General features: G+C 54.8%; 18 protein-coding genes and 2 tRNA genes. 13 read left to right on the top strand and 7 right to left on the bottom strand.

Annotation, left to right across the window (positions count from 1 at the left end):
* Positions 1-26: 26 nt before the first annotated feature.
* Positions 27-998 carry a phosphotransferase gene (locus GT409_RS05395; protein WP_160627675.1) on the top strand — a complete coding sequence of 324 codons (972 nt, stop codon included), beginning with the start codon at positions 27-29 and terminating at the stop codon, positions 996-998.
* Complete coding sequence (locus tag GT409_RS05390; RefSeq protein ID WP_233231617.1) at positions 995-1,828, top strand: inositol monophosphatase family protein; 834 nt, start codon at positions 995-997, stop codon at positions 1,826-1,828. The genes GT409_RS05395 and GT409_RS05390 overlap by 4 nt, the downstream gene beginning before the upstream one ends.
* A 32-nt stretch (positions 1,829-1,860) precedes the next feature.
* On the opposite strand, the gene purE is transcribed toward GT409_RS05390, so the two are convergent.
* The 5 genes from purE to GT409_RS05365 form a co-directional block, all read right to left on the bottom strand.
* On the bottom strand, positions 1,861-2,364 hold the full coding sequence (gene purE / locus GT409_RS05385; RefSeq protein WP_160630057.1) for a 5-(carboxyamino)imidazole ribonucleotide mutase: 504 nt from the start codon (positions 2,362-2,364) through the stop codon (positions 1,861-1,863).
* A 70-nt stretch (positions 2,365-2,434) separates the two neighbouring features.
* Entirely contained in the window at positions 2,435-3,280 is an 846-nt protein-coding gene (locus GT409_RS05380) for a DMT family transporter (RefSeq protein ID WP_233231616.1), read from the bottom strand.
* A 3-nt stretch (positions 3,281-3,283) separates the two neighbouring features.
* Complete coding sequence (locus GT409_RS05375; protein WP_160627673.1) at positions 3,284-3,736, bottom strand: DUF6314 family protein; 453 nt, start codon at positions 3,734-3,736, stop codon at positions 3,284-3,286.
* Between the two features lie 7 nt (positions 3,737-3,743).
* Positions 3,744-5,000, bottom strand: coding sequence for a phosphoribosylamine--glycine ligase (gene purD, locus GT409_RS05370; RefSeq protein WP_160627671.1), 1,257 nt, complete (start codon positions 4,998-5,000; stop codon positions 3,744-3,746).
* A 351-nt stretch (positions 5,001-5,351) separates the two neighbouring features.
* Positions 5,352-6,320 (bottom strand): dihydrodipicolinate synthase family protein, encoded by a 969-nt coding sequence (locus GT409_RS05365; protein WP_160627669.1) that lies wholly within the window; start codon positions 6,318-6,320, stop codon positions 5,352-5,354.
* Positions 6,321-6,603: 283 nt separating this feature from the next.
* Here GT409_RS05365 and GT409_RS05360 point away from each other — a divergent pair, with 283 nt between their 5' ends.
* The 4 genes from GT409_RS05360 to GT409_RS05345 all read left to right on the top strand — a co-directional run bounded on the left by GT409_RS05360 (position 6,604) and on the right by GT409_RS05345 (position 13,024).
* Positions 6,604-9,678, top strand: a complete 3,075-nt coding sequence (locus GT409_RS05360; RefSeq protein WP_160627667.1) for an FG-GAP-like repeat-containing protein — start codon at positions 6,604-6,606, stop codon at positions 9,676-9,678.
* Positions 9,679-9,708: 30 nt separating this feature from the next.
* Positions 9,709-11,280, top strand: a complete 1,572-nt coding sequence (locus GT409_RS05355) for a sodium:solute symporter family transporter (protein ID WP_160627665.1) — start codon at positions 9,709-9,711, stop codon at positions 11,278-11,280.
* A 127-nt stretch (positions 11,281-11,407) separates the two neighbouring features.
* A complete protein-coding gene (locus tag GT409_RS05350; RefSeq protein WP_160627663.1) occupies positions 11,408-12,862 on the top strand; it encodes a phosphomannomutase in 1,455 nt (484 codons plus the stop codon).
* An 88-nt stretch (positions 12,863-12,950) separates the two neighbouring features.
* A tRNA-Gly gene (locus GT409_RS05345) sits at positions 12,951-13,024 on the top strand.
* A gap of 100 nt (positions 13,025-13,124) precedes the next feature.
* Here the strand turns inward: GT409_RS05345 and GT409_RS05340 are convergent.
* Positions 13,125-14,300: an ISL3 family transposase gene (locus tag GT409_RS05340; RefSeq protein WP_160627661.1), complete on the bottom strand. Its 1,176-nt coding sequence runs from the start codon at positions 14,298-14,300 to the stop codon at positions 13,125-13,127.
* 125 nt (positions 14,301-14,425) lie between these two features.
* On the opposite strand from GT409_RS05340, the gene GT409_RS16125 reads away from it, so the two are divergent.
* The 6 genes from GT409_RS16125 (at position 14,426) to GT409_RS05310 (ending at position 23,413) form a co-directional block, all read left to right on the top strand.
* Positions 14,426-14,659, top strand: coding sequence for a GIY-YIG nuclease family protein (locus GT409_RS16125; protein ID WP_160627659.1), 234 nt, complete (start codon positions 14,426-14,428; stop codon positions 14,657-14,659).
* 263 nt (positions 14,660-14,922) lie between these two features.
* Entirely contained in the window at positions 14,923-18,399 is a 3,477-nt protein-coding gene (gene hsdR, locus GT409_RS05330; RefSeq protein WP_160630055.1) for a type I restriction-modification system endonuclease, read from the top strand.
* An 84-nt stretch (positions 18,400-18,483) separates the two neighbouring features.
* The gene (locus GT409_RS05325; RefSeq protein ID WP_160627657.1) at positions 18,484-19,602 is read left to right on the top strand and encodes a Fic family protein; all 1,119 of its coding nucleotides are present in this window, start codon (positions 18,484-18,486) and stop codon (positions 19,600-19,602) included.
* A 267-nt stretch (positions 19,603-19,869) separates the two neighbouring features.
* Positions 19,870-21,447 carry a class I SAM-dependent DNA methyltransferase gene (locus GT409_RS05320; protein WP_160627655.1) on the top strand — a complete coding sequence of 526 codons (1,578 nt, stop codon included), beginning with the start codon at positions 19,870-19,872 and terminating at the stop codon, positions 21,445-21,447.
* Positions 21,444-22,847, top strand: coding sequence for a restriction endonuclease subunit S (locus tag GT409_RS05315; protein WP_160627653.1), 1,404 nt, complete (start codon positions 21,444-21,446; stop codon positions 22,845-22,847). The genes GT409_RS05320 and GT409_RS05315 overlap by 4 nt, the downstream gene beginning before the upstream one ends.
* A gap of 104 nt (positions 22,848-22,951) precedes the next feature.
* Positions 22,952-23,413, top strand: coding sequence for a hypothetical protein (locus tag GT409_RS05310; RefSeq protein WP_160627651.1), 462 nt, complete (start codon positions 22,952-22,954; stop codon positions 23,411-23,413).
* A 518-nt stretch (positions 23,414-23,931) separates the two neighbouring features.
* Here the strand turns inward: GT409_RS05310 and GT409_RS05305 are convergent.
* Positions 23,932-24,009, bottom strand: a tRNA-Pro gene (locus GT409_RS05305).
* 102 nt (positions 24,010-24,111) lie between these two features.
* Here GT409_RS05305 and GT409_RS05300 point away from each other — a divergent pair.
* Complete coding sequence (locus GT409_RS05300; protein WP_160627649.1) at positions 24,112-24,840, top strand: polyprenol monophosphomannose synthase; 729 nt, start codon at positions 24,112-24,114, stop codon at positions 24,838-24,840.
* Positions 24,841-24,902: the final 62 nt, after the last annotated feature.

The raw sequence follows: 24,902 nt of genomic DNA, 5'->3' as shown, positions 1-24,902 counted from the left end.
AAGCCTATGCTATTTTGCCGCCTCTTATGAATGACCATTTTCAACAGATTGTACTCAACGCAACCGGCGCGGAAGGCCTGACCGAAGAGGGCGAGCTGATCCAGAGCCTCTGGAGCGGCTACGGGAAAATCATCCGCTGCCGGCTGCACGGCGCGGACGTCGACAGCGTTGTGGTGAAGCACGTTCACTGGCCCGATGCAGCGAATCACCCGCGCGGCTGGAACACCGGTCTGTCGCATGAACGCAAAGTGCGCTCCTATCAGGTCGAAACCGAATTCTATGCAACATGGGCCGCGCGCTGCGGCGCGGAATGCCGCGTGCCGAAGTGTCATGCGCTGGAGACGCATGGCGATGAAGTATTTATGGTGCTCGAAGACCTCGACGCCGCCGGTTTCGGCGATCGTCGCAGAACTGTTTCGGACGAAGACGTTCGCGCCTGCCTGTCATGGCTTGCGCATTTTCATGCCGCCTTTATGAACGAAAATCCGGATGGTCTCTGGCCGGTCGGGACCTACTGGCACCTGGCGACTCGCCCCGACGAACTGGCCGCGCTCGACGATTCCGCACTGAGAAACGCCGCGGCGGCGATTGACCGCCGCCTCAACGATGCGCGTTTTAAAACATTTGTACACGGCGATGCCAAGCTCGCCAATTTTTGTTTCTCTGCGCATGGGAATCAGGTCGCGGCGGTTGACTTTCAGTATGTCGGCGGCGGATGCGGCATGAAGGATGTCGCCTACTTTCTCGGCAGCTGCCTCAACGAAGATGAGTGCGAGGAGCGCGAAGACGAACTGCTCGATTACTATTTCGGAACCTTGGAAAAATGTATGGGTGGAGGCTCGGCCTCCTTTCAGGCATTGGAAACGGAATGGAGAGCTCTGTATCCGGTGGCGTGGACCGACTTCTTCCGCTTTCTGCAGGGCTGGAGCCCCGGTCACTGGAAGATTAACAGCTATTCAATGCGCCTTGCTCGGCAGGTACTGAAGGAGCTTGCATGATGGATTTCGACAAACTTTTGGCTACGACCATTGAGGCTGCAAAAACTGCGGGGAAGATGATTGCGGAGTCGCGTCCTCAGCATGTGACTCGCAAGGAAGGGGGCGAGAGCCTCGCTTCGCAGGTGTTGACCGAAGTCGACGAAAAGAGCCAGCGGATGATTCTTGAAATCCTGAAGCCGACGATTGAGGAGTTCGATCTGGCGCTGCTCGCCGAGGAGAGCGAGGACGACCACAGCCGCTTTGAGAAAGAGTATTTCTGGTGCATCGATCCCATCGACGGAACGCTTCCGTTTATCGACGGCATTCCCGGCTACTCTGTTTCGATCGCCCTGGTCGCGCGCGACGGCACACCGCACATCGGCGTGGTCTACGATCCGGTCGAACACAACTGCTGGCACGCGGTTCGCGGCGGCGGAATCTTCAAAAATTCCAAACCCTGGAAACTTCGTGACCACGGGACTCCGCTGCAGTTGATTACCGACCGGAGTTTTAAGAACAATCCACGTTTTTTCCAAACATTGGAAAAACTGGAGTTGGACGAACATTCGCAGGTTCGAATGACCGGCGGCGCGGCGATGAATGCCGTCTGGGTTCTGGAGAATGCTCCGGCGTGCTACTTCAAGTTTCCAAAGCTTGGAAAAGGCGGCGGCTCCATCTGGGATTTTGCGGCAACGGCCTGCCTGTTTGCGGAAGCGGGCGCGGTGGCGACGGACTTCGCGGGGAATCCGCTCGACCTGAACCGCGCGGACTCCACGTTTATGAACCATCGCGGCATTTTGTTTGCCACCGATGCTCAACTCGCCGAACAAATAAAAAACCGCCTCCGGTGACGAAGGCGGTTTGTGCTGAAGCAGCAGGGAGTTTAGTCCAGCTGTTTCTGAAGCTCTTCATTCGCTGCCAGAACGTCTTCAGTCATTTTCTTTTTGTACTCGACCATTTTTTGGGCCAGTTCGTCGTCGGACAGCGCCATGATCTGCACGGCGAGGATGGCGGCGTTGACGGCGCCGGCTTTGCCGATGGCGACGGTGGCGACCGGAACGCCTTTGGGCATCTGTACGGTCGAGAGCAGGGAGTCCATGCCGTCGAGTGACCATGCGGGCATCGGAACGCCGATAACCGGCAGGGTGGTGTGGCCGGCCAGAACGCCGGACAGGTGGGCCGCACCGCCGGCGGCGCCGATGATGACCTGCGTGCCGTTGGCTTTTGCGTTTTCTGCCAGTTCACATGCCTGGTGCGGTGTGCGATGCGCGCTCAGTGCATTCACATCCGCGGTGATGCCGAACTCTTTGAGGGTTTTATAGGTGTGCTCCATGACTTTCCAGTCGCTGGCGCTTCCCATTACGATTGAAACTCTGCTGTTGGCCATCATTGTTCTCCTTATTTTTTAAAATGCTGTCCTCGTGGGGCGGGGAGCCTATAGAAAGCCCTTCGGTAAGTCAACGCCGCTTGATTTTTGCGTGGAGCAGGAGGGCCAGAACGATGATGGCACTGCCGAGTGCGAGGCGGACGAGATCGGCGTCGTGGTTCCAGATCGTGATGTTGACGAGCAATCCGGCGGGCACCAGTGCGTTGTTCATAATGCCGAGATATCCTGCATCGACGCGGCTGGCGCCGCGGTTCCAAAGGAAATAGCCTAGGCCGGAGGCCCCGATGCCCAGCCAAATCAGGATGCCGATCTGTACGGAGTCGGTAGGAATCCCGGCCTTGCCCCAGATGATCCATGCAATGCTGATGACGATGAGCGCGCCGATGTAGAACCAGCCGAAGATGTCGCGCTGGGCAACCGGCTCGCGCGATTCTTTGAAGAATTTGTATGCCACCTGTCCGAATGCAAAGCACAGGTTGGAGCCCTGAACGACAAAGAAGCCGAGTAGGAAGTTTTCGGTGAGGTTGTCGTAGCGAATGACCAGGGCGCCGAGCACGGCGACGAAGGTTGAAACCAAATACAGCGGATTGAATTTTCGTTTCAGCGCGTCGTAAATGAGCGTTACGTAGATGGGGGTGAACACCGTGAAGATCAGCACTTCCGGCACGGTGAGCAGCAGGAAGGACTGGTAGTAGAAAATGTACATCAGGCCGAGCTGCACGCCGCCGATGCCCATCAGTTTCAGCGCGTCGGTTTTAGGGATGGCGCGCGGGCGGAGGAAGGGCAGAAAGACGAGCGTCGCCAGTGCCACCCGGATCCAGGCGGAGGCATAGGCATCCACCTGCCCCGCCAGGTAGACGCCGATCAGGCTGAACGACAGCGACCATAAAATGGTTGTGATGATTAAGTATCCCAAAACTTACCTCGAATAGATGTAGTGCAGGCTTTCCTGCTTGCGTGGCCCGGAAATGCTCCAGCTGAAATGAACGGCCCCGTCGATCCATGCGGCCTTGCCGCTGTAGAGATCATCGCCGCAGACATGCGCCGTCTCGCTGAGCCACTGATCGTTTGCCGGGTCGTAAACCAGATCAAACAGGGTCACCGGGTTCTCCCGCCCGAACCGGCTGTGTGAGAGCTTAATGCGCGTGCTGCTCAGCCGCTGCCAGATAAACTCGTTCTGCGTTTCGACCGTGCGGCCCCCGGTCGCGAGGGTGAACGTGCCGCGCTCTTTAAAATACAGCAGCTCCGGCGACTTATCGCAATCGACGGTGCCGGAGCCAAAGCCTTTCCACCCCATCGCGGAATCCGGGCCGGGGGTCGACTCGTATTCATAGCGCGTAACCGGCGGCAGGCTGTTCCACAGGTTGAACATGGATGGCTTACAGCGCGCGGTGGGCGATGTCTTTGCGATAGAAGGCGTCCTTCCACGAGATTTTTTCGACGGCGGCGGTCGCGTTGTCGACGGCGGTGCGCAGGTCGGCGCCGAGTGCGGTGACGCCGAGCACGCGGCCGCCGGCCGTGACGACCTTGCCGTCCTTAAGTGCGGTGCCTGCGTGGAAGACGATGGCGTCATCCGCGGTGTCGTCGAGGCCGCGGATTTCATGGCCCTTTTCGTAGCTGCCGGGATAGCCGCCGGCGGACATCACGACGCAGACGGAGTGGTCGGCTTTCCAGTTGATCAGCTCTTCAGAGAGTGTGCCGTCGATACAGGCTTCGATGGCCGGGATGATGTCGTCGTCCCAGCGGATGAGAACGGCCTGGGTTTCGGGATCGCCGAAGCGGCAGTTGAATTCAACGACGCTCGGCTGGCCGTTATCGATCATCAGTCCGGCGTAGAGCACTCCTTTATAGGTGATGCCGCGTTTTTTGAGTTCCGCGAGCGTGCGGTCATAAATTTCGGTGCGGACTTTTTCGAGGACGGCGTCGGTGACGATCGGCGCGGGGGAGTAGGCGCCCATACCGCCGGTGTTGGGGCCGGTGTCGCCGTCGTAGGCGCGTTTGTGGTCCTGCGAGGAGGCGAGCATGACGACGTGTTCGCCATCGATCAGCGCGAGGATGGAGGCCTCTTCGCCGACGAGGAAGTCTTCGATGACGACGCGGCTTCCCGCTTCGCCGAAGGCTCCGCCGAGCGCATCGTTGATCGCGGCTTCGGCTTGTTCCACGGTTTCGGCAACGGTGACGCCTTTGCCCGCGGCGAGGCCGTCGGCCTTAATGACGATCGGCGCCCCTTTTTCGCGGACGTATCTGCAGGCCGGTTCGGCTTCTGTGAATACGGCATAGTCCGAGGTCGGTACGCCGCCGGCTTTCATGATTTCCTTGGCAAACTCCTTGCTGCCTTCGAGCTCGGCCGCGGCGCGTTTGGGGCCGAAAACGCGAAATCCTTCGGCTTCAAGCGCATCGGCCATACCCACGCAGAGCGGGGCTTCCGGGCCGATGACGGTGAGGTCGGGCTGATGGGCTTTGGCCCACTCGGTGATGCCTTCGACATCGGTGGCGACCAGATCAAGATTGGTGCCGAGCTCGGCAGTGCCGGCATTGCCGGGGGCACAGAAAATTTCAGGGTTGCGCGAGTCGTTCTTCAGTTTCCAGCAGAGCGCGTGTTCGCGTCCGCCGTTTCCAATCACCAATACCTTCATTCCGGATTCCTTTCGTCGTAAGCGCACATTTAGCCGTAATTCGGGATTCCGGACAAGTCTCCGACGACCCTAAAAACAGAGGCCGGAAATTTTTCCAATCCTGGGAGACGTTCAGGGCGCAGTGTCGACGGAGGCGGGGCGGAATTCGGGGTGGCGGATTCGGCCGCCGGCTTCGGCGGTCCAAAGAAGCAGGAGGGTGCAGGTGAGACAGCCGATCAGGATCGGTGCAGACAGCTTATACTGATGCCGTGGCGCGCCCGAGCATCCGCTCAGGCGGACCGGATCCTTTTCCTGCCGGGCAGCCGCGCAAAGGCATCCTTTGCTCGAGGGGGCCCGGCAGAAAGAGAGCGGTCAGGGAGTCAGTAGTTCCGGAACCCGGGTTTCCGGAAGATGAAGGTTTGCGGCGAGCGCCTGGAAGTTCTGATACAGCAGGTCCAGGGACTGCCGGTCTTCTTCGGTGCAGGGCGGAACGCCTGTGCGGCGGCAGTGGGTTCCCATATCAACCCCGCGCATCTGCAGGAATTGTTTGCCGGAACGCGGATAAAATTCTCCGTAGGCGTCCAGCGCCTGAATCAGAAACTGTTCTGCATTTTGAATCTGTTCAGTCGAAGCTTCCTGGAAGTTCTCACAGATCCACACAGACAGTTCCGGGAAGAAGTTGGCGTCTACGCCGGAATATCCATCCCCCCCGGCTTTCAGTGAATCAACCAGGGTCGGCAGGTGCGCGTTGAAAAAGCGCAGGCCGCTTCCGCCGGAAACGGCGAGCTTCTGCCGGATCTGTTCTGCGTCACAGCAGGTGTCTTTGTGGAAGCTGACCCGTCCGCTTTCTGCAACCCATTGAAAAAGTTCGGGGGAGAGGACGCGCTTGTAGGGAACCGGGCACTCATAGGTCCCCAGTGAGATCTCGCCGGTGGAATCCATCAGTTTGCTCATGCGCTGTTTCCAGACATCATCAGACTCATCTTCGGCTGCGATCTGGCAGGTTGTAATAACGGCCGTGTCGGCCCCCGCATCAATGATCTGTCTGATGAAGACGGCGATTTCATCCATGTCGCTGCTTTGGGGGATACCGGCTGCCACCGGAGCCCGTCCGCGGGCGTATTCAACGGTTTTGCTGCAAAGCAGGATGGTTTCTTCCGGTGTCAGCTCATGCACCTCGCTCGACAGACAGCAGGCAAAAAGGCCGCTGACACCGCTGTTAATATAAAAATCGGTCAGGCTTTCCAACCCTTGGAAATCGATCTCTCCGGTGTCCGTAAACGGAGTGATCATGACGGGCCAGACGCCGGGCGTAAAAAGATTGCTGTTTGCTGTTTTCATTTAGAGTGTCGCAGTTTGTTTTTATTTTCTACACAGATTAGTTCCGTATGTTTCGTTGGTTATATATGCCTTTAATAAGAATGTTTGGCGATAAATATACTGTATTGCTTGCTTTTCGTGATTTGAGAGTAAGGTACTTGGTTTGTTTATCCGGTTCAAGAAATTAAATATGCGTATTTTTAGAAAAAATACATATAAATGGTTTGCCTCCGGTTTCGTAAAATCATATAGCCTGTAGGGAATACTCGAAACCGTCTAAAAAAGATGATTGGAACACATGAAAATGCACAACAGGTTGTCGTCAGTACTCTTTTCGCTTCTTTTGGCCGCTGCTTGCGGAGTTGCCGGCGCGGCTGAACTGCCGGTTTTTCCGAGGTCTGGAAACCTGGCCGATCCGGTGGCGGGCTGGACGTTTTCGCCGGAAGAGGCGTGGAAAACGGTTGCCGGGGAAGCCGGAAATCCGGCCGCAGCAGAATTATCGGTCAAAGCGGGGCTGCAAACCGGCCGGCGTCTGTCGTGGTATACGGCGAAACAGTCGCTTCCGGAAGAGATTCGCGGTCCGGGCGCATTCCGGTTTGGCGGGTGGATTAAGATTGATGACGGAACCGACTATTATCGGGATCACCTGGCGATGATTCAGCTGGTATCCAGCGGTGGATATTCCGCGGGGCTTTGGAGCTACTGCCAGACCGGGGAATGGGTCTATTTTGAGGACCGGGTGTTTGTGCCCGCCGGGGCCGGAGAGTTGTACGTGCTTTTGTCGGCACGCAAACGGGTGTATGCCGACGCGCTGGTTTCCTTTAAAGGTGTGTTCCTGGTTCCGGATGAAGCACCTCCGCCGACATGGAGCGCTGAAGAGATTGTTTCCGCCGACGGCGGTCCGTGGAAATGTGCGGACCGAACGTTTCGGGTTACGGGCGAAGTTTCCGATTCTGCAGGCGGGCAGCCGCTGTGGGCGGACTTTGATTTTGCCCGGTTAATGCTGAAAGCCGGCTGCCGGGAGCCGCTGGACCCATCCAGCATCAAGGTTCTGGCGCTTTTCCCGGACGGGAAAGTGGTGGCGGTTCCTGCGGCAATCGATCATCCGCGCGGCAGCCTGGCCGGGGGTTACGCCCGCAACAGCACTTTGAAATGGCGCACGCTGGAGGGCGTGAAACAGTACGAGATTTATTTCAATGCCGCCGGTCCGGACGGCGCGGCATCGCTGGAGCTGGATAAGCCGCTGGGCGTTGGGGAACTGCTGCGGTATCCGCCGAACGAACAATGCCTGCTCTGGGGCGGCTGGCCGGGACAGGCCCTGGATGTCCAGGATGTTGACGGGGATGGCGATCTGGATATTTATGCCAAAAACACGGATGCCGGGATCTGGTTGCTTCGCAATATCGGCACAAACGAAAAGCCGCTGTTCCTGCAGCGTCAGAAACCGCTGCAGAGCGATGCGCTGCCGGTGATGCCGATGAAAGACCTGCGGATCGACTGGGATCAGGACGGGGCGGTGGATCGAGTGATTGTAAATCGGACAAAGCTTGGTGCCGGCGGTTATATTGATGGCGTTTCGGTCTCGCTGCAGCTCCGGCCGGCCGGGAAGGCCGCGACCGATGTGGTGGAGCTGAACGGCAAGCCGGTTGTGTTTGAAAATGCCACCTGGTTCTCAATGCAGTCCGGCGATTTTGACGGCGACGGTCTGCAGGATATTGCCGCCGGTTCGGCGGACAGCGACCTGCAGCTGCTGCTGAACCGCGGAATGGTTGGCGGGAAACCGGCGGTTGAACGAGTCCGGATTCCGTGGAACCGGTTCGATGATCCGTACGACTCCGGAGATATGTCCCTGAAACCCTGTCCGGTCGACTGGAACGGCGATGGGCGCGACGACATTGTCTGGACCGGGTGGAGCGGATTCATGGGTCTGCTTCTCAACCGCAATCTGGAGGGCCGGGCCGAATTTGAAGATGCCGGTTTGTTTGCGGGAACCGGCGGCCTGGTCAATGTGGTCGAGTCCCCCATGCCGGATGCCGCCGACTGGGACGGCGACGGCGACTTCGACCTGATCTGCGGTAACGTGAATGGATATTTTATGTGGGTGGAAAATACGGGAACATCTACGCAGCCGAAGCTGGCGGCAGCGGTGCCGCTGAAGGATGAAAACGGTCGGGAGATCCGGATTACCGCTGCGGAAGCGGGCGGCACGATTCAGGGGCCGTGCGAGCAGTGGTGGGGCTACACCTCCTGTGCGGTGGCGGATGTGGACAGCGATAAAGATCTGGATCTGGTTATCAATGATTCGTTGGGGCGCCTGCGCTGGATTGAAAATATCGGCACGCGAACCGAGCCGGTTCTTTCGGACGATATCCGCACCTTTTTGTATCAGGGCAAGCCCTTGATCGTTCCATGGCGCAACAGTCCGGCGGTTGCGGACTGGGACGGCGACGGTACGGAAGAAGTGGCGGTGCTGGACGACGGCGGCTATCTGGTAGCCTATCCTTTTAATGCCGCTGAGCCGGATCACCTGAACGAATACTGGTTTTTCAAAGATGCGGACGGTCGATGCGTCGGGGTGAATATTGAATCGATTACAAAGCCGAACAGCGGCCGAACCCAGCTGCAGGCGGCGGACTGGGATGGCGACGGTGATGTCGACCTGATGGTCGGCCGTCCTCGCAACTCCAATGAAGGCAACCTGCTGTATATTGAAAATGCCGGAACTCCGCAGGAACCTGTGCTGGTTCGCGGCAGTATGAAAGCCCGCGGCGCACGTTTTGCCCAGTGGTCCAGCGGTGACGGGCATGACCAGTGGCATTCGACCGGTCCATGTATGGTGGATTGGAACGGCGACGGAAAAAAAGACCTGATCTTCGGCCTCGAGATGGGACAGCTGGCCTTTTATACCCACGACTATTTTGAGGGCGATGCGTTTCCGGTATTCCATGCCGATGTTTTCCAAACCCTGGACAACAGCGGTTCTCGGACGGTTTTTGATTTCGGTGCTGATGCCGGAGAGTTTTCCGAAAGCCTCAAACCGCTGGACTATCCTCCCCAGCTGCTGCAGCAGGATGCGGTTGTTTCTGCAGAACCGCGGGCCGTGAAGATCGTCTCTCCAAAGTCCGGCGATGTGCTGAGCGGGCCGGTGGTTTTTGAGGCCGCAGCCACGGGCGGGCGGACGATTACCCTGGTTGAGTTTTTTGTGGACGGACAATTTCTGGCGAAAGAACGAATTGCGCCGTTTGTGGCATTTGGTGATGATAATACATGGGACCTCCAGGGGATGAGCGATGGTCTCCACGAACTGTCGGTGAAGGTGACTTATTTTGATGGAAAAGTCATTTCGTTCAGTCAGACAAACCGGGTTGAGAATCGATAAAACAGATTCAGCACTGATGAAGGGATAGTTATGCAGTTGGGATGGTTTGATATTGCGGTTTTGGCGGCCTACTTCGGCCTGACGATTGGAATGGGGCTGTTCTTTGCCCGGAAAAACACCAATACGGAGGAGTATTTTCTGGGAGGCCGGTCGTTCCCCGGCTGGGCGCTGGGCCTGAGTCTGCTGGGAACGTCGATCAGCTCGGTCACTTTTATTGCCTTTCCGGCGGACACATTTAAGACGACCTGGATTCGTTTTCTGCCGCATATTGTCTTTCCGGTGGCGGCCCTGATTGCGGCATGGTTCATCCTGCCCTTTTTCCGGCGCGGGACGATCTCGTCTGCCTATGAATATCTCGGGAAACGCTTTGGAAACTCTGTTTCCTGTTATGCGGCCGCGGTCTTTCTCGTTATCCAGATGGTTCGCATCAGTACGATTGTGTATCTCGTATCGGTCCTGCTGCAGTCCATTACCGGGCTGAGCATTTTCTGGTGCATTCTGCTCACCGGCGGCATTACGGCGCTTTACACGACCACCGGCGGATTTGACGCGGTGATCTGGACGGATGTTCTGCAGACCCTTACGCTGATTTTCGGCTCTATCCTGATCCTGGCGATTATCGTGCATGCGCTTCCCGATGGATTCGGCCAGATTATTTCCGATGGCGTTGAGCACCAGAAGTTTTCGTTCAGTCAATGGTCGGAGGAAAAGGGATTTCATCCGATGCCGCATGGGGTTTCCTTTTCCGAGAAGACGCTGTTCATGATGCTCCTGGTGGGGTTTGTTGGCTTCCTGACCGGTCAGTTTGACCAAACCACCGTACAGCGCTGGTGTTCCGCGAAGTCGGCCAAAGAGGCGCGTAAGTCCATCTACTTCCTCGCCGCCATCAGTGTTCCGGTCTGGGCCAGCTTCATGCTCGTGGGAACCGCCGTTTGGGTCTACTTCCACAACTTCCCCGATGTTGTTCCGCAGGAAATGCTCGATGGAATCCGCAAGGCGGAGGAAATCGTTCCGTATTTTGTGCTCAACTATCTCCCGCCGGGAGTCGTCGGTATTGTCATTGCGGCGGCGATGGCTGCGGCGATGTCCTCGCTCAGCTCCAGCATCAATGCGATCGGCATGGTCTGGGTGCAGGATATCTATAAAAAATTCATCGTTAAGAACCGCTCCGACCGGCACTACCTGAAGGTCGGGTTTGTGTCCTCTGCCGCCGTATCCCTGTTCATGATGCTGGGCGCGTGGTGGCTCTACAAAGCGCAGACCAAAACCCTGATGGATTTCGGAATGATCCTGGGGTCCCTGACCATGAGCGGCCTCGCCGGTATTTTCCTGGTCGGCATGCTTACCCGGCTGGCCGATGCCCGCGCCATCTGGGCGGGGGTTGTCTGCAACATGTTCTTTGCCGGATATGCCCTGCTGTCGGACCGGGCGCTGCTTCCGGACTCTCTCTGCGTTCCGTTCGATCTGTACTACACCGCGATTGTCGGCAATATCATCACCATTGCGGTGACCCTGTTTATGGCGCGGTTTATCTGGCGCACGCGCCGGACCGACTTTGCCAACCTCACCGTCTGGGACCAGGAGCGCACTCCGCTGGTTTGATGCGCCTGAAACTGCAGGATTGAAGGTGGTTGTTTCCCGCGCAGGGAAAACAGACGCTCTCCGTCATACGGTTGCATTCGCGTGGCCTTTAGTGTTGAATGCGCGCGATTTTTAACGGGAGAGGCGTATGGAATTTGTGATCAAAGATGTCATGCAGAGCAGCGGAGTGAAGTTCGGGACCAGTGGGGCCCGCGGCCTGGCCGATGAAATGACGGATCAGGTCTGTTATATTTACACCAAAGGATTTCTGCAGTATCTCGAACAGCAGGGCGAAATCAGTAAAAACGGCGAAACCGTCGCTATCGCCGGCGACCTTCGTCCGTCGACCGGCCGCATCATGGCCGCCGTCGCCCGCGCAGCCGCGGATATGGGCTACTCTCCCATGAACTGCGGACGTATCCCGTCCCCCGCGGTTGCCCTTTACGGCATCGAGAACCGCTGTCCGGCCATCATGGTCACCGGCAGTCATATCCCCGACGACCGCAACGGCATCAAATTCAACAAAGCCTCCGGCGAGGTCCTTAAGTCCGACGAGCAGGGCATCGTCTCGCAGGTCGTTGAATTGGCTGTCGGCGCCCTCGACGGATCGTTTGAAATGCCGACGGAAAACCCGGACGCCGGCAAAGCCTATGTGGCCCGCTACCTCGACATCTTTCCGTCCGACTGCCTCGCCGGGAAAAAACTCGGCATCTACCAGCACTCTGCGGTCGGGCGCGAAATGATCGTCCGGATTTTTGAAGGCCTCGGTGCGGACGTAACCCCGCTCGGCTGGTCCGACACCTTTATTCCGGTCGATACCGAAGCCATCCGCGAAGAAGACGTTGCTCTCGCCAGACAGTGGGCCGCCGGGCAGGACTTCGACGCCATCCTTTCCACCGACGGCGACAGCGACCGGCCGCTCATCAGCGATGAGGCCGGAGCCTGGCTGCGCGGCGACATCGCGGGCATCCTTGCCGCCCGGTATCTTGGCGCCGACTCGGTCAGCACTCCGGTCAGCTGCAATACCGCCCTTGAAAAAACCGGATGGTTTGCTGACGTGCGCCGCACAAAAATCGGCTCCCCCTTCGTGATCGCCTCCATGAACGAAGCGGTTGAGGCCGGAAGCAAAGGCGTTGTCGGCTACGAAGCCAACGGCGGCTTTCTGACCAACAGCGATCTTCCCATGTTTGGAAAAAGCCTGAAGGCTCTTCCCACGCGCGACGCGGTTCTGCCGGTGCTGAGCATCATTCTGCTTTCCATCCAGGAGAACAAATCGGTTTCCGGCCTGCTGACCGATCTGCCGCAGCGCTTTACCGCCTCCGACCGCATCCAGAACTTCCCGACCGAAGAGAGCGCCAGAATCATTGAACGCTTCAAAGACGCAGCGGCGGTCGAAGAAGTCTTCGGCGACCGGTTCGGCCGCGTGGAGGGCATGGACCGCACCGACGGCCTGCGCATCACCTTCCAGTCCATGGAAGTTCTGCACCTGCGCCCGTCCGGAAATGCGCCTGAATTCCGCTGCTACAACGAAGCCGCTTCGCAGCAACGCGTCCTCGAAATGCAGCGGCAGGCCATGGACATTTTACTGCGCCTGAAAGGCTGATGTTTCCTCCGCCGGAATCACAGGCACAGTTTTAAAAAGAAGAGACTTGATTCTGTGCACGAGTTTAGTAGTTTCTTCGACTCTTCACGCGGGTGTAGCTCAATGGTAGAGCCCCAGCCTTCCAAGCTGGTTGTGAGGGTTCGATTCCCTTCACCCGCTCCAGCCTTCGCAATTGAGTGAAATGAAATACGAAGGCTGTCTCGCTGAAGCCTTTGGCGAAAGCGGGCTCTTCCCCAAAGACGGGGGCAAGGGCGAATTTTTATTAACCACACATCACAATTACTCTCAATCTGTAATTGTCGAAATTCCTGAAGCCATAGGCTCTTCTCTGAATCAGCTCCATCTTGGTATGGAAGCCTTCTGTAATGCCGTTGTTGCGGGTGAACCTCCACATCCGGGCGATCTCATCGCGCCAGGAACTCAATGTGGCCCCCAGCGTGCGCAACGGCTCGAATGGACTGTTGCGCAGCTGATCGATCCAGTACAGCAGGCGTGAGATTAGCGGCCGGCAATCCTTTTGTGTTCGATGCTTCTGGTTAAGCAGTTCGCATAGCTCCTCTTTGGCCTTGTACACCATACCAATCGCTGGGTTCTGCTCAAAATATCGCTCCAGACGGGCCTGTTGGTCTGGATGCAGATTGCCGCTTTTTCGGCGCATCAGCGATAGCAGCCCACGGTTTTTACGCCCTACAGGGTCAAGTAGCTTCCATGTGTCGAGGAAATGGCGGATGACGGTGCGCACGACATGGAACCGGTCGCTTACGATCAGGGCATTCGGAAAGTATTGCTTTACCAAGGCCCGGTAGCTTGAAGACAGATCGATGCAGACCACCTGAACCCGTTCCCGGCCTTTCATTCGCATCAGAGCGCTATGCAGGGAGTGCTCCGATCGTCCCTTGGCTACCTCGAATATCCGATGTTTCTGCAGGTCACAGAAGGTCGTTGCGTATCCCTGCTTCTTGGTGAAGAAGTGTTCATCAATACCCAGAACCGTCGGGCACAACCGGCTGGAAAACATCTTCTCTTTAAGCTCCAGATGGTCATGAAACCACCGCTCGACAGTAGCGGATCCGATCTTTCGCCGACGATGCAGCTGTTGCTGGCTGATGCCGTCACGGTGATCCATAAAGATCTCCTGACGGAACATCTCGGTACTGCGCCGGTACGGCAGCAGGCCGGGCACTCGGGCCCTAAAATAGCGTCTGCAGTCTTCGCAGCGATATTTACGCAGCGTCAAGTACAGCCAGGTGTTTTTCGTTCCAATGCTTTCATGACGCAGCTTCCGTACAAATCGATCCTTAGTGCGCAGCTGCTCTGAACTGCATTGCGGACAGGCCACCGGGCCAACGTACTCGGCATGAATCATCACGCCACCGTGGCGGACTACGGAATGAACCTTGATGCCGGGGCCGACCAGGTCTATCTTCTCTTGGGGCATAGCGATCTCCTTTTTATTCCAACTGCTACCTTAGCAGTCAGGGATCGCCCTTGCCCCCGTCTTTGAGGAAGAGCCCGAAAGCGGGCCTTTTCTCCACTGAGTGCTTCGGCTAGGCTGGCCAGATTATGTGGTATGTCTACATTCTCGAAAATCAGGTAGCGCATTTTTACGTTGGCGTTACCAAAGATGTTTTGGCCCGGCTGCAGCAGCATAATGAGGGTTCTGTTTCCTCTACCAAATCCCGTCGCCCATGGAAGATACGAACGTATGTGGGGTTTGATAATGAATTGAGGGCGAGGCATTTCGAATCCTACCTGAAATCCGGTTCCGGCCGGGCATTTCAAAAACGGCATTTTTGATCTTCTGAATTCACCGGTTCAGGGTCCGTTGTCTTTCGGAATACGAAAGCACTTTCGGCGCATGCGCCTCAGGTCACCCGCTCCACTTCGTGCTTAGTAAATCGGCTGATCTCCCTGCTTCTTTACCAAGCCTTGGAAAATTATGGAGGCAGGTTTAGCCTGCTTTTCAGACTTCGGAAAACTTCATGCACGTTCTTCCAATCTCCGCAAAACCTGCATAGAATGCCTGTAATTTGTGCACCATTATGGAGTGAATGACAGAAATGCAGGCGGCAGACAATCAGATAGGGAATTTTGAATTCCTGAAAGATCATGACCCCATATTTTTGCAACTCGCCTCTATGGCTGAGGCGGTTTTCGCCCGCGATCCGAATACAACACTGATTAAACTTCGCCAGCTTGGAGAGGCGTTTGCGCGCGATATGGCCGCCCGGTGCGGGATTACGTTCGACGAACAGGCCAAACAGGCAGATTTACTGTATCGACTGAATAGACAGGTTGGTCTGGATAACGAGGTTCGTGAGCTGTTCCATACACTGCGCATTGAGGGCAACAAGGCAACGCACGGTTTTCACACACAGCACCGCGAAGCCATGAACGGTCTCAAGCTGGCGAGAGTTCTTGCGATTTGGTTTCACCGCACGTTCGGGCCAAATGGGGATAAATTTAAGCCGGGGCCGTTTGTCCCGCCGAAAGACCCGAGTCTTTGCTTGCGGGAACTGCAGAAGCAGATTGAACAGCTCAAAGCATCGCTGACAGATGCAAACCAGGAAATCGAATCCAGCCATGAACTGGCCGAACTGGTGGCCCGAGAGAAGAAGGAGTTTGAAGTCCTCGCCGAAAAAATGGATGAGGATGCCCGCACCTTTGAGGCCCTTGCCTCAGAAAATGAGGCGAAGCTTGCCAATATGCAGGCTGATTATGAAAAACAGCTGCAGGCATTGCGCGACCAGCTCGATGCGAAAGCTGTGCGTGCTGCGACTAAAAATGCCCGCAAAGCATCCGGTCAGGTTGATCTGAACGAGGAGCTGACTCGCATCCTGATTGACCAGCAACTGATTGCCGCCGGATGGGAAGCCGATACGCAGGAACTGACCTACAGCAAGGGTGCCCGCCCGGAACCCCGCAAAAACAAAGCGATAGCCGAATGGCCAACGGTTGGTCGGCAGTCAGCTGATTATGTTTTGTTTTCCGGCATGACTCCCATTGCTGTGGTGGAGGCGAAACGCGAAAACGTCAATGTGGCGGGCAAAATACCACAGGCCGAACGGTATGCCGCCGGATTCCGTATCGAAGGCGACCACTATGCCGCATGGAGACTGGCCGGGCAAAATCGTGCCTGGACAGACGGCGACTCCGGCACCTTCCAAATCCCTTTTGTTTATTCCTGCAACGGGAAACCGTTTGTCAAACAGCTGAAAGAAAAGTCGGGCACCTGGTTTCGGGACGTACGTGCATCTGCCAACCTAAAAAAGCCGCTGCAGGGCTTCCACAGTCCGGAAGGACTGCTCGACCGGCTGGCTCGAAGCAAGACCGAGGCTCATGACGCATTGCGCAACGAAGGCTTTGCCTATTTAAAGCTGCGCGACTATCAGGAAAAGGCCATTCGCAAGGTGGAAGAGGGGTTGGAGGCGGGAAAGACAGAATGCCTGCTGGCAATGGCCACCGGGACTGGCAAAACCCGCACCATCATCGGGCTGATGTATCGTCTGCTCAAAGCGGAACGCTTCAAACGCATTCTCTTTTTAGTAGATCGCAACACATTGGGCACACAGGCGCAGGATTTCTTTGATGAAGCCCCTCTGGAGCAAAACTCCCCGCTATCGAAAATCTACAATATTGCAGAACTGGGCGATATGGCTCCGGAAGCCGAAACCCGGATACAGGTCGCTACGGTACAGGCCATGGTTAAACGGCTTTTCCGCTCTGACAATTCACTTTGCGTCGATGAGTTCGACTGCATCATCGTTGATGAGGCGCATCGCGGCTATACGCTGGATCAGGAAATGACCGATGGTGAAATCGAGTTCCGTGATCAGGCGCAGTACCTTTCAACGTACCGCCGGGTGCTCGATTGGTTTGATGCCGTTAAAATCGGCATGACTGCCACCCCGGCCAAACACACCACCGATATTTTCGGCAAGCCTGTTTACACGTACACGTATCGCGAAGCCGTCGCAGATGATTGGCTGCGTGATCATGAACCTCCGATCCGCTACCGCACCTATCTTTCTGAAAACGGTATCCAGTTCGAAAAGGGCGAAACAGTCGAAGTCGTTAACATGAAATCCGGCGAAGTGGATACCGCCGAGCTGGAAGACGAGCAGAACTTTGAAATCGATTCATTTAACCGGCGGGTCATTGCGGACGACTTTAATCGGGTTATCTGCGAAGCACTCGCGGAAGAATTAGATCCCTTTGGCGAGGAAAAGGTGCTGATCTTCTGCGTAACCGATCTGCACGCGGACAAGGTTAAAACTCAATTGGACAAGCAGTTCAAGAAACTCTACGGCGAGGACTATAACGAAAAGGCCGTTCGTAAAATCACAGGAGCCAGTGATCAGGTGGACAAACTGATCCGGCGCTTCAAGCGGGAACGCTATCCCTCTATTGCCATTACGGTCGATCTACTGACCACCGGTGTGGATGTTCCCAGAATCTGCCATCTCGTTTTTCTGCGCCGGGTTCGCTCCCGCATCCTTTATGAGCAGATGGTCGGGCGCGCAACGCGCAAATGCGATGAAATCGGCAAAACAGAATTTAAGATTTATGACCCGGTAGACCTTTATGCTGCGCTGGACGAAGTCTCCACCATGAAGCCCATCGTGAAGAACCCGAACATATCTCTGGATCAGCTGATTCAGGAATTGCTGAATCCCGACTGCCATGCCGCACTGGCGGATGCAGAGCATAGTCATGCGGACGACGTGCTCGACCAGATTAACCAGAAGGTCCTGCGAGTCCTGCGCAAAGCACACAAAAAAGCGGAGCGAAACGATAAAGTGCGCGACAAGCTCAACGAGCTGGAAGGCATCTGGGGCGTTGAGCCAGCCGAGCTTCATCGACACTTTCATGAGATCGGGCCGGAAAAAGCAGCAGAGTTTCTGCGAACACATGCAGGATTTGTTCAGCAGCTCGACGACGTAAAAACGCTGATTGGAACGGACAGTCATCCGATTATTTCACACCATGAAGACGAACTGATCGGCAAAGAGCAGAACTTTGGTGTTCATGAACGGCCGGGAGACTACCTGCAGGAGTTTTCCGAATTTGTGAAAAGCCACCTGAATGAATCCATTGCGCTTTCCACCGTAGTCAACCGCCCCAAAGATCTCACGCGCAAGCAACTCAAAGAAGTGCGTCTCTATCTGGATCAGAACGGGTTTCCCGAATCCAGTCTCAAAGCGGCCTGGCGGGGAGAAACCAATCAGGAAATCGCTGCGGGTATTGTTGGCTATATTCGGCAGGCAGCCATCGGGGAAGCATTGATTCCTTTCGACCGGCGTGTCGAAGCGGCCATGGAAAAAATCCACTCTATGCGCCACTGGACCACAGTGCAGCGCAAATGGCTCGATCGACTGGCCAAACAACTTAACTACGAGATGGTGCTGGACCAGCAAACCGTCAACGACATTTTTTCTAATGACGGCGGAGCCAATCGGTTGAACATCATCCTGCATAAGCAGCTCGAACCGGTTCTCGAAACGCTTTCAGCTTCGCTTTGGAATGAGGCCGTGTAGTTTATTATGCTGAAAATAGCCAAAATGTATCGAGGTTGGGTAAAAGGCAGGCCATTTTAACTAAAGGATTTGGATCGGAATTAAATGAGTGCAGTAAAATATCATGTGGGCAAGTTTCCGCCTCACTCTTTGAACTTGGAGCATCTCCTTCCTCTCATTGGCCCGGCCAGTTCTGCTGTGGCTCGTTATGATGGGGTGCTTTCCGCCATTCCCAATGCCTCGGTTTTGCTGAGTCCCTTAACGACGCAGGAGGCGGTACTTTCATCCAAAATCGAGGGAACTCAGGCGACCATGGGCGAGGTGCTCGAATTTGAGGCGGAAGGCGGGCGGAAGAAAGTCCCGGAAGAAAAGCGTGAAGACATCAAGGAAGTTCTGAATTACCGCAAGGCCATGCGCTATGCGGAGGAACGACTGCAGGAGATGCCTCTTTGCCAGCGGGTTATTAAGGAAGTCCACCGCATCTTGCTGGACGGTGTGCGCGGCCAAGGAAAGTCGCCGGGTGAATATCGAAAAATTCCCAACTGGATCGGGCCTCATGGATGTTCCATGGAGGAAGCACGTTTCATTCCAATCTCAGCCGGTGATTTGAATGATGCGATGGGCGCCTGGGATATATACATCAATTCGTCGGCTCCAGACCGTTTGATTCAGCTCGCTATTCTTCATGCAGAGTTTGAGTCGCTGCATCCGTTTCTGGACGGAAATGGCCGCCTGGGTCGAATGTGTATTCCGCTCTTTATGCAGCAGGTTGGACTGATTCAGCGCCCGATGTTTTATATCAGCGCCTATTTTGATGCCAACCGGGACGAATATTATGACCGTCTGCTGGCCATATCCAAAGACGGCGATTGGACCGGTTGGTGTGCTTTTTTCCTTCAGGCTGTACGTGTTCAAGCGGAACACAACCTTAAAAAAGCCAATGCGGTACTGGATCTTTACAACCGGATGAAGCTGAAAATTGCCGATATCTCACATTCCCAGTTTTCGATTCATGCCCTCGAATGGATTTTTGAGCAGCCCATTTTCAACAGCACGGACTTTATTAAGGCCTCCGGCATCCCCAAGCCAACTGCGACTCGAATTTTGCGGATTCTGAGAGAAGAAGGCATTCTTCAGGTTTGGCAGGAGTCTCGCGGCAGAAAACCTGCGGTGTACGGATATGCTGATTTGTTAAACGTGGCAGAAGGCTATCGGGCATTCTAATGAGTACAATATGTAGTTTTAAGCAAGCTATGAATCGCAGGGAAACTACCTTATATAGTGGTTTTTACGGTTGTGGCTCACGGATGATTCATAAGCTTATTTGTGGATCAAAAACAAGAGAAAACGATTCACAACGCGCGTTGTGTCTCATTCGTGAGTCACAAAGTGCCCATTCGTTTGCTTGCAAATAGCTGTCTTTGTGCTTTTTTGTGTCCTTTCGTGGCTAACTGCCGACAACTCTGAACTCGAAACTCCGAACTATTTAATATGACAAAAAACGACATTGTCCAAAAACTCTGGAACCAGTGCGATATTCTGCGCGACGACGGCATCAACTATTCCCACTATGTCACCGAGCTTGTTCTGCTGCTTTTCATGAAGATGGAAAACGAGCAGGTGCTGAATCAAAGTGTAACCTATGACCATCGCCTGCCGGAAGGATGCCGCTGGGCCGACCTGCGGAAATTGAGCGGAGTCAATCTACTTGATACTTACAAACGCATCCTGCTGACGCTCTCATCCGGAAAAGATGCCGATGGAAAAACCGTTGTCACCGACCCGCTCATTCTCGCCATCTACAACGATGCCCAAACCAGTCTGCGCGAACCCAAACATCTCGAACAGCTCATTAAAAACCTCGACCAGATCGACTGGTTTTCCGCCCAGCAGGACGGCCTCGGCGATCTGTACGAAGGCCTGCTCGAAAAAAACGCCAACGAAACCAAATCCGGAGCCGGACAGTATTTCACGCCGCGCCCGCTGATCGACTCCATCATTCGCTGCATCAAGCCGCAGCCCGGCGAAACCATTCAGGACCCGGCCGCCGGAACCGCAGGCTTCCTGATTGCCGCCGACAGCTACATCAAAAGCAATACCGACGATCTTTATGACCTGTCCGCGAAAGAGCAGAAACGGCAGCGCAAAGAATGCTACATCGGCATTGAACTCGTCCCCGATACCCGTCGCCTTGCACTTATGAACTGCCTGTTGCACGGAATGGAAGGCGATGCCGAGGGCGTGGTCCATCTCGGCAACGCATTGGGACAGGCCGGAGAGAACTTGAAGCCCAGCACGATTATTCTCAGCAATCCCCCGTTTGGAACCGCTAAAGGCGGGGGTAATACAACGCGGGTCTTTACTTACAAAACCTCCAACAAACAACTGACTTTTCTGCAGCATATCTATAACGGCCTCAAGCCCGGCGGACGCGCCGCGGTTGTGTTGCCCGATAACGTCCTGTTTGAGGCGGGCGTCGGTACTGATGTGCGCCGCGACCTGATGGACAAATGCAACCTGCACACCATCCTGCGCCTGCCCACCGGCATCTTTTATGCCCAGGGCGTCAAAACCAACGTCCTCTTCTTCACCCGTGGCGAAACGGACGAAGGCAATACAAAGAAGGTGTGGGTCTATGACTTGCGCAACAACATGCCCAGCTTCGGCAAGCGCACACCCTTCGGCGAAGAACATCTCAAGCCGTTTGAAAAGGTCTACGGAAAAAAAGCCGACGGAACGTCCAAACGTACCGAAGGTGAATGGTCGTTTACATCTGAGGACTCTGAGCAATCTGCGGATAACAGTCGGTGGCGCTGCTTTGACCGCGACTGGATTCGCGATACTAAAGGCGACTCGCTCGATATTTCATGGATTAAAGATAAGGACAGCGTCGATGCCGCTGATCTGCCCGAACCCGATGAGCTGGCCGCCAAAGCCATGGGCGAGCTGACCGAAGCTCTGCGCGAACTCGACGGCCTCCTCTCCGCCCTCTGTTGTTCCGACAAAGCCGCCGCCCAGAAAACCATGCTCGCCGAAGTACTTGGCATTGGAGCTGAGGTCGGCGAATGAGCGAGGCGTCTATCCCCAAAGAATGGAGTGATTGTCAGGTCGGCATGATTGCGGATGTGATTGCGGGCGGAACTCCAAAGGCCGGAAATCCTGATAATTTTGCAGAACCCGGATCTGGCATTGCTTGGCTCACTCCTGCGGATTTGAGCGGCTACAAACAGAAGTTTATTTCACATGGAGCGCGTGATTTAAGCCAAGCTGGCTATGACAGTTCTTCTGCAAAATTAATGCCCAAAGGTTCAATTCTGTTTAGTAGTCGTGCTCCGATCGGATATGTAGCGGTTGCCGCGAATGAAATTTCGACCAATCAGGGGTTTAAAAATTTTGTGCTCCCCAATGGTGTTGATTCGTCTTATGCGTATTTCTATTTCAGAAGTATTCGAGACCTTGCCGAAAGCTTGGGTACAGGAACTACCTTTAAGGAAATTTCCGGAGCAACTGCAAAGACGTTGCCTTTTGTTCTCCCTCCCTTGGCAGAGCAGAAAGAGATTGCGACGCGGCTGGATGATTTGCTGGCGCAGGTGGACTCCGTAAAGACCCGCCTCGACGGCCTCCCCGCCATCCTGAAACGCTTCCGCCAATCCGTCCTCGCCGCCGCCGTCTCCGGCAAACTCACCGAGGAGTGGAGAAAGGAGAACAAGGTTGCTTTTGACTGGAACCCTTTTTTAATCGAAGACCTTGCTTGCGAAAAAAAGTACTCTCTCGGTATTGGGCCGTTTGGTAGTAATCTAAAAGTTACTGATTATCGAGACCATGGTCACCCGCTTGTTTTTGTACGTGAAATTAGGGCTCATTCTTTTGGTGGTGAGGGGACAAAATTTGTCAGTACCTCAAAATTCAACGAACTCAAAGCTCATCGTGTTGAGCCTGGGAATATTTTAATCACCAAGATGGGAGACCCTCCCGGCGATGTGGCTATATATCCCTTAGATCGCCCCAAGGCCGTTATTACTGCAGATTGCATCAAACTTTCCGTTGATGAATCAAAAGCTACGACTAACTTTGTTTATTACTCAATGATGTCGGAATGTTTTAGAGCAAAGGTGTTCGATATTTCTGGGGGTGTTGCTCAGCAGAAAGTGAACCTAAAGAAGTTTAAAAAACTAAATTTAGATATTCCTTCATTGCCAGAACAAGCCGAAATCGTTCGACGGGTGGAAGAGCTGTTTGCCTTTGCGGATCAAGTGGATCTGCGGGTGACGGAGGCGCAGGGGCACGTCAACCATCTGACACAATCCATTCTCGCCAAAGCCTTCCGCGGCGAACTCACCGAGCAGTGGCGCAAAGAAAACTCCGACCTCATCACCGGCGAAAACTCCGCCACTGCCTTATTGGAGCGCATCAAATCCGAACGCGCCAACCAGAAACCAAAAAATAAAACCCGGAAGAAGAAAGCTTAGCGGAAGCATTTGGACAGCCCTTTTATTCATTGCCGGAAACTCATCGTATTGCTTTGGTCGCCGCCCTGATTGAGGGTAGCTTGACACACTCCCGGCTGGTGGAAATGACCAATGAACACCCTCATGATCTGTCCAAGGTTCTTCATGACCTTGTAGACCGGGATTTTCTAGAATCTGACGGCACCGGGCGAGGGAAGTACTACTTCCTTCCGGGCTGTCATCCGGTGGCTGAAGACGCATTATCAGGAGGGTCTGCAGAGCCCGCTGTTGAGGCGGAGCTCTCTGATAAGCTCTCTGATAAGACCGGTGAGCTCTCTAATAGAGATGAGCTGGAAGCTATCGCTGAGCCTGTTTCATCTACGCAACGTTCGTCCAGAGAACATGTTAAGACGGCTATCATAGAGCTGTGCAGTGTTGCAGAGCTCTCTGCAACGCAACTCTCTGGTTTACTCAACCGTAAAGAAGCAACGGTTCGCCAGTACATTGAAGAGCTCTGTAAAACAGGAGCATTGTTGTCCAAGTATCCCTTGAAAACCCACCCGCGCCAAAAATACAAGGCCAGCTGATATGTTTCCAGGAATCGGTAAAAGCAGATATGTGGTTCCCGACGGCGACCTCCACTGAGGTCGCTCACCCTATCCTTTGACAAACAAATATTTATTTCTGAAAGGTGCACATGAGTAATTATGAGTTCCAAAAGCTGAAGCTATTGGGTATTTAAACTCAATAAGAATAATTCAACATAGCGATTGTTTGTGCGTTGCCCAGCTTCAGGGTTTCTCCCATTAGAGCAAACTCAAAAAAGGTGTAGCCGTTTCTAAACAAGCAGGCTGGAAGCCTGCGGTACGTATCGCAGGCATTCTGCCTGCCCTGAACGGCTACACTTCATTTTGAAACGCTATAACAACCAAAAAGGAGTTAGAAATTGGAAAAGGTAACACACCCGCTTATGTCGTAGAGCGTCTGTGTTCGAACCTGGCTAGCAGGTGATTGGGCTCCTTCTTTCGGAATGAGTCTTATGTGGTTAATAAAAATCCGCCCTTTCCCCCGTCTTTGGGGAAGAGCCGGGAATTTGCAAAAGAAATGGTCGGGGCGACACGATTCGAACGTGCGACCTGTTGGACCCAAACCAACCGCTCTAGCCAGGCTGAGCTACGCCCCGAAAAGCAAAGGGCGGGTAATATTGTGTAATTGAACCGAGAGTGCAACATTAAAGAGAGTCCAGCTTGCCTAAAGATGTCCTGTGAAGTAATATTTTTCTATTATGGAAAAGACGCTGGTCATTATTCCGACATACAATGAGGCGCAGAATGTGCAGCCGATTGCTCAGGCTGTGCTCGACGCTGCGCCGGATGTGAATCTCTTATTTGTGGATGACAACTCTCCGGACGGAACCGGGCGTCTGATTGATCAGATGGTGGAGAAGGATGAGCGTATCCATGTTCTGCATCGGATGGAAAAGGACGGGTTGGGCCGGGCATACATCGCCGGGTTTAAGTGGGCGCTGGCCCGCGATTATGAATTCGTTTTTGAGATGGATGCCGATTTTTCTCACAACCCGAAAGATATTCCTGCAATCCAGGAGGCGGCACAGGGAGCGGAGCTGGCGATCGGCTCGCGCTATGTCGGCGGGATTCGTGTCATTAACTGGCCGCTGCATCGCCTGATTCTCAGCCGTGGTGCGGGGATTTACGTGAAGCTGATCACGGGTCTTCCTCTGACGGACCCGACCGGGGGCTTCAAGTGTTTCCGCCGCTGTGTGCTGGAATCGATCAACCTGGATGCGATTGTTTCGAACGGCTATTCCTTTCAGGTCGAGCTGAACCATCTGGCATGGCGGAAAGGGTACAGGATCGTAGAGGTGCCGATTGTGTTTGAGGAGCGTCACTCCGGTGCGTCAAAAATGAGCAATAAGATTATTTTTGAAGCGCTCTGGATGGTCTGGCGGCTGCTGTTCCAGGCGAAGTTCCGCCGTACCGCGCGGGTCAGTTAAACGAACGCTTTAGGCGGATCCAAAAAAAAAGCGCCCCGCAAGGGACGCTTTTTTTGTGAGCC

The organism is Tichowtungia aerotolerans (assembly GCF_009905215.1).
Lineage (GTDB): Bacteria > Verrucomicrobiota > Kiritimatiellia > Kiritimatiellales > Tichowtungiaceae > Tichowtungia > Tichowtungia aerotolerans.
This window is presented reverse-complemented; position numbering and strand designations above follow the sequence as displayed.